The sequence below is a fragment of the Streptomyces sp. NPDC047049 genome, assembly GCF_040643995.1.
GTDB lineage: Bacteria > Actinomycetota > Actinomycetes > Streptomycetales > Streptomycetaceae > Streptomyces > Streptomyces mooreae.
In genome coordinates this window covers 168,507-180,305 of record NZ_JBEYVM010000005.1, presented here as the reverse complement: position 1 = coordinate 180,305, position 11,799 = coordinate 168,507, and the positions used below count along the sequence as shown (strand labels likewise).

The following is an 11,799-nucleotide window of genomic DNA, read 5'->3' as shown; positions in this document are numbered from 1 at the left end:
CACGAAGAGCACGGCGCGCACGAAGAGCACGAAGAGCACCAGCATGACCAATGAGGGGCGGTACCGGTGAACTGGCTCATCCACGACTACCGCGAGAACGATCTCGCCGCAGTGGTCCATCTGATCGACTCCACGGCCGAGCTCGGACAGGAGTCCGTCTTCTCGCTCGCCGAGTGCATCGGTGCGCTGACCTCGCGGCAGCCCGCCGTGGTGGCCGTCCACCAGGGTGCGCCCATCGGCACGGCGCTCGCGTGCGTGGCGGGTGAGCGGGGCTGGGTGATGCGGATCGCGATCTCTGCGGCATGGCGTGGCCGGGGGCTGGCGAGCGCGCTGCTGGTGGAGCTGGAGCGGCGGCTGATCGCGGCCAGGGTGAGCCGTATCGCCTATGTGCTGCCCGAAGAAGACCTGCTCGGGGAAGGGCTGCTCAACGCGGGCTATACGCGGCAGCCCGCCGTGGCCTACTTCGAGAAGGTCGAGCCCCATCACGGCCCCGCGGCCAGTCTCCTGGAAGACCTCGGCGGACGGTTCCTGCCCACCGACCTGTGGGCCAAGGTGGCCGGCATGGAAGCGGAGAAGGACCTCATCGAGCGGCGTGTCGTGCTGCCGCTGGCGGAACCGGAGCGAGCCGCCCGGCATGGCGTCCGGCCACCGCGGGCGATCGCCCTGTTCGGCCCGCCGGGAACCGGCAAGACCACCTTCGCCCGGGGTATCGCGGCCCGCCTTGGCTGGCCGTTCGTCGAGCTGTTTCCGTCCCGGCTGGCCGACGAGGGCAATCTTGCCGCGGCCCTGCGCAGCGCGTTCGCCCGGATCGCGGAGCTGGAGCGGGTCCTCGTCTTCATCGACGAGGTCGAGGAGATAGCGCCGGTCCGGGGTGCGGACGCTCAGCCGGGCGGGCTGCACGGCGTGACCAATGAACTGCTCAAGCTCATACCCGGCTTCCGGGAGCGGGACGAGCGGCTGCTGGTGTGCGCTACCAACTCCATCCGCTCACTCGACCCGGCGTTCCTGCGCCCCGGCCGTTTCGACTACCTGATCCCGATCGGTACGCCGGACACGGCGGCCCGGTCGGCGATCTGGGCCCGGTACGCGGACGGCCGGGCCGATGTGGATATCGCGGCGCTGGTGGCGGCCAGCGAGCTCTTCACCCCGGCCGATATCGAGCACGCCGCACGGGTGGCCGCCCAGTCGTCTTTCGAGCGGGACCTGGAGGCGATCGGCGTGGGCACGGGCGCGCACGGCCGGCTCGGGGCGAGCACCGAGGAGTATCTCACCGCCATCGACCGGTGCCGGCCGACCGTCACCCCCGGAATGATCGATGAATTCAGCGCCGACATCACCGCCCACGCTCGCTGCTGATGGCCGTACGAGAGGACGGTTGTACGGGGGGGGCGTGCTGACCGATGGCGTGCCGGCCGATGACCTCCCGTCCGCTGAGGTCCCGTCCGCTGAGATCCCGGCCGCAGCCCTCGTCAGCAGCTCAGGTTGTCGCCAGGCGCGGTCCCCAGGATCCGGACAAAGCTCTGGTAGCTGTTGATCCGGCTCTGCACCTGGCCGGGGTTGCCGCCGTTGCATTCGAGAGAGCCATTGATGCTGCGGATGGTCTCACCGAACCCGGCCCCGCTGATCATGGCCTGGTGCGGGGTCATGGTGCCCGGGCCGGTCTGGGTGTTCCAGTACCACAGCGCGGTCTTCCAGGCGACGGCGGCGTCCTGCTCCACCCGATAGGGGTTGTGCAGCAGGTCGATGCCGAGCGCATCGCCCGCCGCCTTGTAGTTGAAATTCCAGCTGAGCTGTATCGGACCGCGGCCGTAATAAGCGGCCTGCCCTGCCGGGCACCCGTACGGCCGGCCGGCGTCGCAGTAGTGGGGGTAGTTCCCGGTGTTCTGCTCCACCACGTAGACGAGGCCACCGGTCTCGTGACTCACATTCGCGAGGAATGCCGCGGCCTCCTGCCGCTTCACGGTGTCGCTCCCGGTGTTCGCGAACTCCGGATAGGCGCGGAGAGCCGCGGTCAGGCCGCTGTAGGTGTAGAACGCATTCCGGTTCGGGAACATCTGCTGGAACTGCGCCTCGCTGACGACGAACCCCTCGTTCCGGGCGTCAGCATCCCCCGGTACCGCGGCACAGCCGGAACAGTCCCCCGCGGCTGCCGCAGGCGCCGCCGGAACGACGAGGGCCAGGCTCGCGGCCAGGGCGGTGGCGCTCAGCAGTGCGGCAATACGTGCTCTCATCACGGTGACTCCTTCGCGCGGCCGGACTCCGGACAAGAGGGGCCACGACGTGTGGGGGGGAACCTCATGAACGAACTGCCTTACGAACTACGTCGATTGGCGGGCTTCGGAGCACGGAGCGATCCAACGACGAGCCCACGGACAAGTGCGAGCAAGGCGACAGACTGCATCGGGGACCGCGACCCCGACCACCGACGCCGCGGTCTAGACCAACGCCAGATTATGGCGCCCATGTTGAGCATGTCCATACCAATGCAGCAATCCATCGGTCCATCGGCGCTCAGCCCTGATGAACGCGAACTCACGGCACATTCCCCACAGTTCGCGCTGTCCCCGCCCCTCCGCGACCGGACCGAGCCGAACCGGACGAGCCGAACCGGACAGGCCGGGCCGGGCCGGGCCGGCCTGTCCGGCCCCCTCAAGCCGGGCCGGACCGTTCCAGGCCGACGACATGACGTCGGACCAGGCAGTGGGGCCGCAACAGCTCACGACCTGTGCGAAAGTGGCCCGATGAAGACAATCGGGTTGCTCGGCGGCATGAGCTGGGAGTCCACGGCGGAGTACTACCGGCTGCTGAACCAGTTGACGCGCGAGCGGCTGGGCGGACTGCACTCCTCGAAGTGCGTGCTCTACTCCGTGGACTTCGCGGAGATCGAACGGCTGCAGACCGAAGGCCGCTGGGAGCAAGCCGGAGAGATACTTGCCGAGGCCGCCAGGGCGCTGGAGTCGGCCGGCGCGGACCTGCTGCTGCTCTGCACCAACACCATGCACAAGGTCGCCGACCAGGTTTCCACTGCCGTAACCGTCCCGCTGCTGCACCTCGCCGACACCACCGCGGCCGCCGTGCGTACCGGCGGCCTGCGCCGCGTCGGACTGCTGGGTACCGCTTTCACCATGGAGCAGGACTTCTACCGCGGCCGGCTCGAAAGCCACGGGCTGGACGTACTCGTCCCGGACGCCGCCGGGAGAGGCACCGTCCACCGCGTGATCTACGAGGAGCTGTGCCTCGGCATCGTCCGCGAGGAATCCCGGAAGTCATTCCAGGCCGTCATCGACCGTCTCGTCGATGCCGGGGCCGAGGGCATCGTGCTGGGCTGCACCGAGATCGAGCTGCTGATCCAGCCGGAGCACAGTCCGGTTCCGCTCTTTCCGACCACCCGGCTGCATGCCGAAGCAGCCGTCACTCACGCCCTCGCCGACGCCCCGTGATCCGTCCGGCCGTCGCGCGGCACGGATCACGGATCTCGCGGGCGACCCGCTATTCGGCGGGCTCGGCGATCATTGCGGTGGCCACGGAGCGGAAGCCGAGCCGGGCATAGATCCGGGCGACATCGTCGTCGCCCGCGGACAGGAAAAGGGTCTCGACGCCCCGTGATCGCGCGTCGGCCACCAGCGCCGCGGTGACCGCGAGCCCAAGGCCACGGCGGCGTGCGGCCGGCAGCGTTCCCACTCCGACGATCTCGCTGACCTTCCCGACCGGCTGATGCTGACCGGCACACAGCGCCCTGCCGTCCTCCACCGCGGCGGCAACCGACGTCAGACCGGCCCGGATGCGTGCGGCCGAACGTTCCACCGACCCGTCCCCGGCGGTGGCGCGCACCGCCTGGGCCAGTTCCGCCACCCCGGCCACGCCGACTCCGGTCCCGGGGTCGGCGAAGGCCAGGTGGGGGACGGCCAGCGCGCTGGGCAGCACCGGATCGTCCGGCCCGACGGTCCGCAGCACCACGCCGCCGGCCACCTTGGGCACCTCGGGGGCCGGGACGTCCGGGCCCAGCACCATCAACGGATGTGCGTGCACGGCCAGCCCCGACTGCTCGGCCGCGGCCCGCAGCGCGGGCGCGGTCTCCGCGACCCACTCGAAACTCTCCGGAATCCCCAATTCCCGCTGCCGGACGCGCACCCGGTTCACCTCGGCGGCAGTCACCTCTCCCCGCCACCCCGGTGTCGGGCGCGCATAGAACGGCCACCCCTGCCCCTCCCTGACGAACAACGTCAGTGCCCCGAAGTCCTCGGCCCGGGCTCCGGAGCGCGGGACGGCGTCGTAGTAATCCTCAAGGCGTTCCAGCAGTTCATCACGCTCGCCCAGCTCCAAAGTACTCACACCGCGCATCCAAACAGCAGGAGGCGAACCCCTGCCACCGCATTACGTACGGACGCAGACCACCCCGGACGGGAGGCTCGGGCGGGAGTGGTGGTGGGGAACTTGCCGGGGACCCCGGTTGGGCTGAATGGGACGGCCAACTCCCCTATCGTCACAAATTATTGGGTCGTAGCGAGGTTTGAACTCACGGCAGGTACGCTGACGTGGTGTCGCGTAGCGAGTTAGAACGATTGGCCAGGATCCGGATGCAGCTCACCGGTGAGACGCTCGAACGCGCCATGGCCGTACTCGGAGGCCAGACGACTTACCCCGCGGCACCCTCCGCCTCCGACGCCGAGCCCGATCCCGCCGAAGGCGCCGAGGACGGCGAGGCCGACAGGGACACTGAAGGCGCAGCTCACAACGGGGACGGCGAGGGCCGCGCAGTGCCCGAGGCGGCCCGAAGGACGCCTCCCAAACGAAACCACCTACGGGGCCTTTGAGCCGCCATCCACCACCAGGCGCGCCGCTCGGTCAACCATGGCGGCGCGCAGCTCCGGCTCCCGGCTCCCGGCTCACCTTCGACGCCTCGGGCATCCGGGCGCACAGCTCACCCGTGGCGAGCTGTGCGCCCGGACAGGGGCCCGGCCAGCGACGCTGGACCTCACTGCCGGACGGGCGCTTCGAAGAGGTCGGCTCAGGGCACCTCATCCAGGCCGAGCAACCGGGCGTGGTCGCGGACAGGGTCACCTGCCTTCTCGGCCGGGCGCCGGGGCGGAGCAGCACCCCATCCGCCTGACCGCTCCCTGCCCGCCCACACAAAGCACCGGGCGGCGCCTACGAGCCGTACGCCGGCCTCTCCGGTCTCTCATCCGCGCCATGCGTACAGGGCGCGCCCCGCAAGCCGCCCGCCCACCTGACCGGAATGGTCACCCCCGGGGATAATACGGATCGCAATCACATACACACGTATCGTGAGAATCCTCGCCGGGCAACCATCCACCCACCCCGACACCAGGAATCCGCCGGTAGACATCCCCCCGTAGGCATCCGCCGGACGAACTCCTGAAAGCTCATGGAGTCAGGGGTCGCGCCAGTAGCGGCGTCTTGAGCATCTGATGCCCCCCGCTGGCCAGCATGCGGACTTCGCCCCGGTCACTGATCTCCGCGCGCACGATCCCCGACTCGTCCTCGTAGACCGGATAGCCGCCCGCTCCTGCGCGCTCGGTACGACGCACAATCACCACGTCGTCCTCGACGGCAGGTGCTTGAAACACCAGCTCATAGCATTCCGGGTAATCCATCGGGGCCTCCCGACACGACTCGGCAGGTGCTCCGGGCGTCACTCCCCCACCGCCGTTGCACCTCGGCACTTCCATCGTCACCCACACCCGCCCGGCGCGCCTGAGGAGGACCCAGAGATGACCGGAACCCATGTCGGCGTGCCGGACGGAGGTCGCGCCTCACGCGGCGTCGCAGCGCCGTAGCCGACCGGAGTGGTGAGCCCCGCTCCCGTGCGCTGTCACGGGAGCGGGGCAGGTCCGAGAAGCGCCAGCAGCTCGGATAGTTACGGGAGCCACGGTAGGGGGCACCACTGACAACGGCGGGTCCGGCGGAGTTCAACGAGGAGCGTGGGGAGAGCCACCTCGCCGGGGAACCAGGTGACCGCAACGGCCTGCGTGTGCGAAGACGCCCAGGATGCGGCCGGGGAACCAACTGCGACGACGGGCTTCAGGCCTCACCCGATCGGGGTAGCGCCGGCCCGGCCGCGGTGCGACGCTCCTCGGTCGGGGCAGGCCACGAACAGTCGGGGCAGGCCACGAACAGGGGCCGACCCGGAGACGGACAGATGCCGGCGACTCGAAGGGTGCGAGGGTGACGGAAAAGCCATTGTTCACGCTTGCGACGGTGGTTCTGGATTGCCCGGATGCCCATGCGCTTGCCGCGTTTTACCAGCGGCTCCTCGCCTGGGAAGTGGAAGCCCGCGAACCGGACTGGGTGCTGCTCAGGCGCCCGGACGGAGGCATGGGGCTCTCGTTCCAGTCCGAGCCTGGCTATCAGGCCCCCGTATGGCCGGAACACCTCCAGGCGCAGCAGAAGATGCTGCATCTCGACCTCCGGGTCGATGACCTTGCGGAGGCCGAGGCGTATGCCGTCGCAGCGGGTGCGTCATGTGCCGAATTCCAGCCGCAGGACGATGTTCGGGTGCTCTTTGACCCGGCGGGTCATCCGTTCTGCCTCTTTCTTGATTGAGGGACTGCTGTTGGGCGGGGGCTGTTGGGCCCGCTGGGCTTGTTCGGCCTGCTGCGTCTGCTGTGCCTGCAGTGCCCATTGGGGAGTGCTGGGATTGCTGGGCCTGCTGTGCTTGCTTGTTGAACGATGTCGATCTGGAGCGGGAGGGTACGGAGGCTTCCTCGGTACCCCGGAACGACCGCGGAGCGTGTGGGAAGGGACACATGCAGGCAGCGAGGGGCGACGGAAGGGCCGACTGTCGTTGCTGGTCAGGCAATTGACGTGACGTAGGGACCACTGCCGGGACGCCCACTGCGGGCGGAGCCACGCCGCGTGCGGGTCTGCGTTGTCAGTGTCTGCCCCTAGCATTGCTCATATGTCCCCAACTCCTTCTGCCCCTACGGGTGCGCCCGTTCCTGCTTCCGAGGCGAACGAATCGATCCGGCGATTTGTGCGCGCCCGTCGCGGTATGGCGTGGTCGGCTCAGGACATGGCGGAGTATGCGGTGCTGCTGGAGATCTGGACGGTGGCGGTGCGCTCGGAGGTCACGGAGGTCGTCGAGGCGGCGTAGCCCGCCGCGCACGCCCAACTCTACGGCCCGCGTCCGATCTTCCTGCCTCCTGCCTCCCGTCCCGTGGGCTCCTGGCTTGCTCCTGGAAGCAGCTGTCCGTGGGGCTGTCCCGAGGGACGGATTCCGGTGAACGAACGGCTGCCAAGCCCGCGTTAGTCGTGCGTTAGTAGATCGGCAGCGGCCCGCGTCACCCTGGAGCCTGTCCCGCTCATGACGGCGGCACCCACGCCATGCCCACAGCCCATGGCCGGAACCCACGCGCACAGCCACGCCCAGGCCCACGCAGCACCGGCGCGATTCCGCAGCAGCGCTGCGGCGGAAGAGCAGAGTGCAGGTACGGGGGCAGGAAAGGGGACTCATGTCCTGGAACGAAGCCTCCGAGGTCGACGCAGACGTCAACCACACCGCCGCGTCCCCCGCCACCGTAGGCTCCGCTTTACGCCGTGGGCGCCGGATCGCTGCCGCTTCGCTGATCGCCGTTGCCGCACTCTCCTTGACCGCCTGTGGCAGCGGCAGTGACGACACGAAGGCGAGCACCAAGGTCTCGTCGAGGCCCGATCCCAACGATCTGTCCAAAGAGGCCGCGGCCCTCGGCAACGTGGCGGAGGGACCGGGCACCAAGGACAAGTCGGCACCGAGCCCGAAGCCGTCCGACACCGGGAAGAGCAACGATGGCGGTTCCGGGGCAGGTAGCGGCAAGACAAGTCGCGGCAGCGGGACGAGCGGCAACCACGGAACAGGAGGCACGAGCGGTGCCGGCTCGGACTCCGGTTCCACGGACGGTACCGGGCCTGCGCCCGATGACAAGGGCGTGAGCGGCACCTGGAACGGCGTCCTCAAGTATCTGACCCCCGGGAAGATGATCGTGGCTCCGGACTCCGGAGCCGAGCAGCGCTTCGCCATCGGTCCGCAGACCAAGGCCCTGGGGGCCGCTGCCATGTGCGGCGGGCCGGACGGCGACGTCACGATGGACAAAGACGGTTACGGCACCTCCCCGTGCACCGAATCGCAGCTGGACGAGGCCGCCAGGATGAACTCCCTCAATGTCCGGGTCACCGTGGAGGACGGCGTGGCGACGAAGGTCGCCGAGCATTACCACCCTTGAGCGTCGAGGGGATATGGCCATTCCTCCGGCCGGATTGGCCATCCGCCTCGGGAGCCCTGACCAGCCCGCCGCCATGGACTCCCCCGTCCACGGCGGCGGCAGCTTGTGGGACCAGCATCTCGGCGCAGTAGCATCCGGGGCCGAACGGCAGGAAGCTTGCCTGGCGAGGCGGGCTCCGACAAGGTGTCCAGGCCGACCTGAGGTACCTCCCCAGGGAACACGGTCGGCGCGACGGCGTGTCGGCCGTCGTGTGTACGGCGGTGCGACACGCCGGTGGCCGGTGGATGTGGCCGGTGAGCTACAGCCGCCGGCCGTTGCCGCCCTCCGCGCAACCGAGACGTCCGAATTCCGCCAGCCACGGCGCGGCCGAGCCCGCAGACTCGGGAAGTGAAAGCACCCCACGCGAACGAGGAGAGCGTCATGGCCTCCCCAGCGGCGTCCACCGTCACCACCAGCTACACGACGTTCGACAGTCCCCTGGGCGAGCTGCTGCTCGTCGGCGAGCAATCGTCCGCCGCGCCTGGCGGCACCGCCCTGACCTCCCTCTCCATGCCTGAGCAGCGGGGCGCCGCCACCGTCCAGCCGCACTGGCGCCCCGACCCCCGCCCCTTCACCGAGGTCGTACGCCGGCTCCGCGCCTACTTCGCCGGCGAGCTCTTCCGCTTCGAGCTCGCCGTCCGCCCCAGCGGTACGGAATTCCAGGAGCGCGTCTGGCAGGCCCTGGACGCCATCCCGTACGGCACCACGACCACCTATGGCCGGCTCGCCGAGGGCCTCGGCGTGTCGCGAACCGACGTACGAGCCCTGGGCGCGGCGATCGCTGCGAATCCTCTGCTGATCGTGCGCCCCTGCCATCGTGTGATCGGCGCGGACGGCTCGATGCGCGGCTACGCGGCGGGGGTCGAACGCAAAACCGCGCTGCTCACACATGAGGGCGCCCTTCAGCCGACGCTCATCTGAGCCCCGCCTCGCCTGGACCCTTTCGATCATGACCTCTCCCCTTCTTTCCCCGGCGCAGACGGCCGCATACGGCGACCTCCCCGCCCCCACCCCGCACTCCGGTGCCGAACTCGCCGCCCTGATCGGCCTGTTGACCGCACCCGGGGCCCGTATCGCCACGATGGCCGTCGGGCACAGCCGGGACCCCGCGTCGCGGTCGGCTGCGGCCGCGTTCGCCGAAGCCTGGCGCGCCCTCGGGCGGCTGCCGGCGCTCGCCGTGGTCGACTGGCCGGAATCCGCCGCGTCCTGGCTCCGGGCAGCGCGTCGGCTCACGGCCGGGGAGCCTGACGCCTGGGTGGTGGCCGCCGCGCCTCTCGGCTGGGCCCAGATGAGCCGCCGGCTACGTCACAGCACCGACTGGGACCCGGCACGCACGTACGGCTTCGCGGCGCTCGGCGACTCCCGCGTACCCGCTCTGGCCGGCTCGTCGACTCTGCAGGGCATGCGCGGTGCCGCCGCCGACGGCACCACCTGGACCGTCGACCGCGGCTGGGTCACCCATCAGCTACCGGCCCGTCCGCCGAGGGCCGGCCTCCGTGGCACGCTGTAATCAGCGAGCGATGAGGCAAGGCAGGAGTACATGAGCACGCCACTTCCCGGCTTCGAGGGCATCGGGGGCTCCACGAGCCCCGGGCCCCTCCGGCCTCCCACCGCAGCCGGCCGCACCCCCGCAGGCCGCCGGGAGATCGCCCCCGGCGCCGTCCACATCCCCGGCTGGCTGACCATGGCGCAGCAACGCGAACTCGTCGCCGCCTGCCGCGGCTGGGCCCGCGGTCCGGCCCCGATCCGGCACACCAAGCTGCCGCGCGGAGGTGTGATGTCCGTGCAGACCGTGTGCATCGGCTGGCACTGGCAGCCGTACGCATACACCCGCACCGCCGATGATGTGAACGGCGCCCGAGTGGCCGAATTCCCTTACTGGATGGTCGAGTTGGGCCGCAGTGCGCTGGTCGAGGCATATCAGGACGCCGCCGCGGGCGACGGTTACACGCCCGATACCGCACTGATCAACTTCTACGACGGCCAGGCGAAGCTCGGTATGCACCAGGACAAGGAAGAGCGCTCCGGCGCGCCGGTGGTCTCCCTCAGCATCGGCGACACCTGCGTCTTCCGGTTCGGCAACACCGAGACGCGCACCAAGCCGTACACCGACATCGAGCTGGCCTCCGGTGATCTCTTCGTCTTCGGCGGACCGTCCCGCTTCGCGTACCACGGAGTGCCCAAGGTCAGGCCGGGCACCGGCGACCCCGCGTCCGGCCTGGCCACGGGGCGCCTCAACATCACCATGCGGGTGACCGGACTCGACGGATAGCTGCCGCACCGCGAGGCAGACTGGACTCATGTGCCGCAGCATCAGACGCCTGGCGTTCCATATGGCACCTGGCCTGCGGAAGCTGCCTGGGTAGGTGGTTGGCTGTGATGGGGATCGTCGAGCGGCTGGTGCCGGATGGGTTGTGGGCGTTGTTCCAGCGAGTGGTGCCGGACGCTCCGTCGCGGCCGCAGGGTGGTGGGCGACGCCGGGACCGGGACCGGGGCCGGGACCGGGACCGGGACCGGGAGATGCTAGCCGCGGTCGTGCTGGTACTGCGCGGGTCAGCACGTGTCGCCCTGCCTGGCTGACCAGCGCCTTCCGCTGCTGCGCCGTCCACTCGGCTCCCTGTTGTTGTTGGCTCTGGCGGCTGGCCGCCGCGCAACCGCACTTGGCAGCGTTGCCTTTCGGTCGAATCACCATGCCCCCGCGCCCCGACCAGTCAACTCCGTCAGATCGTCCGGACGGCGACGAGTTGGCCGAACTCGTGCGACAGCGAGGACCGAGCGCGTGCCGACCGGGCTGGTCGGGTGACTGACGGGGCCCCGTGGTGCGCCGGTTCATAGCGGATGGGCAGGCATACGGGCACGGGTTCCTGCAAGGAAAGGGTGGAGCTGTGCGCCGTGCTCTGATCGTCGTCGATGTGCAGAAGGACTTCTGTGAGGGCGGCAGTGTTCCGGTGAAGGGCGGTGCGGACAGGGCTGTCGCCATCGCCGATCTGGCTGGGCGCGCTGACGGGGATTACGCGTATATCGTCGCCACCCGCGACCACCACATCGACCCGGGGGCCCACTTCTCCGAGCACCCGGACTTCGACAACTCCTTCCCCGTGCACTGTGTCGTCGGCAGCGAGGGAAGCGAGTTCCATCCGAACTTCGAGCCAGCCGTCGCCTCCGGGTCCGTCGACGAGGTCTTCTACAAGGGGGCGCACTCCGCCTCGAAGAGCGGTTTCGAGGGTTCGGCCCAGGACGGCACGTCACTGGCCGACTGGCTGCGTGCCCGCGACGTCAGCGATCTCGACGTCGTCGGCATCGCCACCGACCATTGTGTCAAGGCCACCGCGCTGGACGGCGTACGAGCGGGCTTCGCGGTACGGGTCCTGCTCGACTACACCGCCGGCGTTGCCGCCGACACCACCAGCACAGCGATCAACGAGCTGCGCCAGGCGGGTGTGGCGCTGAGCGGCGAGCCGGTCGTCCTCACCTGAAACAGCTTCCAAATCTGCTGTGTGACCGGCAGGTCCCTCGCGGCCGCGTGAGCCGTTTCCGAAGG

General features: G+C 69.6%; 11 protein-coding genes. 8 read left to right on the top strand and 3 right to left on the bottom strand.

The annotated features are described in order from the left end of the window. Positions 1 to 66: 66 nt before the first annotated feature. Positions 67 to 1,356 (top strand): bifunctional GNAT family N-acetyltransferase/ATP-binding protein, encoded by a 1,290-nt coding sequence (locus tag ABZ851_RS15175; RefSeq protein ID WP_361126698.1) that lies wholly within the window; start codon positions 67 to 69, stop codon positions 1,354 to 1,356. A 113-nt stretch (positions 1,357 to 1,469) separates the two neighbouring features. Here ABZ851_RS15175 and ABZ851_RS15170 read toward each other — a convergent pair whose 3' ends face one another. Further along, positions 1,470 to 2,231 carry a chitinase gene (locus ABZ851_RS15170; RefSeq protein WP_361126695.1) on the bottom strand — a complete coding sequence of 254 codons (762 nt, stop codon included), beginning with the start codon at positions 2,229 to 2,231 and terminating at the stop codon, positions 1,470 to 1,472. Between the two features lie 510 nt (positions 2,232 to 2,741). Here ABZ851_RS15170 and ABZ851_RS15165 point away from each other — a divergent pair. Then, entirely contained in the window at positions 2,742 to 3,440 is a 699-nt protein-coding gene (locus ABZ851_RS15165) for an aspartate/glutamate racemase family protein (RefSeq protein WP_361126692.1), read from the top strand. A gap of 49 nt (positions 3,441 to 3,489) precedes the next feature. Here ABZ851_RS15165 and ABZ851_RS15160 read toward each other — a convergent pair whose 3' ends face one another. Together ABZ851_RS15160 and ABZ851_RS15155 are read right to left on the bottom strand one after the other, a co-directional pair. Beyond that, positions 3,490 to 4,332: a GNAT family N-acetyltransferase gene (locus tag ABZ851_RS15160; RefSeq protein WP_361126689.1), complete on the bottom strand. Its 843-nt coding sequence runs from the start codon at positions 4,330 to 4,332 to the stop codon at positions 3,490 to 3,492. 1,052 nt (positions 4,333 to 5,384) lie between these two features. Continuing rightward, positions 5,385 to 5,615 (bottom strand): DUF6296 family protein, encoded by a 231-nt coding sequence (locus ABZ851_RS15155; protein WP_088796009.1) that lies wholly within the window; start codon positions 5,613 to 5,615, stop codon positions 5,385 to 5,387. Positions 5,616 to 6,186: 571 nt separating this feature from the next. Here ABZ851_RS15155 and ABZ851_RS15150 point away from each other — a divergent pair. The 6 genes from ABZ851_RS15150 (at position 6,187) to ABZ851_RS15125 (ending at position 11,734) form a co-directional block, all read left to right on the top strand. Next, on the top strand, positions 6,187 to 6,564 hold the full coding sequence (locus tag ABZ851_RS15150; protein WP_361126685.1) for a VOC family protein: 378 nt from the start codon (positions 6,187 to 6,189) through the stop codon (positions 6,562 to 6,564). Positions 6,565 to 7,472: 908 nt separating this feature from the next. Continuing rightward, positions 7,473 to 8,219: a hypothetical protein gene (locus ABZ851_RS15145; RefSeq protein WP_361126682.1), complete on the top strand. Its 747-nt coding sequence runs from the start codon at positions 7,473 to 7,475 to the stop codon at positions 8,217 to 8,219. Between the two features lie 420 nt (positions 8,220 to 8,639). Next, on the top strand, positions 8,640 to 9,179 hold the full coding sequence (locus ABZ851_RS15140) for a methylated-DNA--[protein]-cysteine S-methyltransferase (RefSeq protein ID WP_361127340.1): 540 nt from the start codon (positions 8,640 to 8,642) through the stop codon (positions 9,177 to 9,179). 28 nt (positions 9,180 to 9,207) lie between these two features. Continuing rightward, positions 9,208 to 9,768, top strand: a complete 561-nt coding sequence (locus ABZ851_RS15135) for a hypothetical protein (protein ID WP_361126679.1) — start codon at positions 9,208 to 9,210, stop codon at positions 9,766 to 9,768. A 30-nt stretch (positions 9,769 to 9,798) separates the two neighbouring features. After that, a complete protein-coding gene (locus tag ABZ851_RS15130; protein ID WP_361126676.1) occupies positions 9,799 to 10,530 on the top strand; it encodes an alpha-ketoglutarate-dependent dioxygenase AlkB in 732 nt (243 codons plus the stop codon). A 613-nt stretch (positions 10,531 to 11,143) separates the two neighbouring features. After that, a complete protein-coding gene (locus tag ABZ851_RS15125) occupies positions 11,144 to 11,734 on the top strand; it encodes an isochorismatase family protein (RefSeq protein ID WP_361126673.1) in 591 nt (196 codons plus the stop codon). Positions 11,735 to 11,799: the final 65 nt, after the last annotated feature.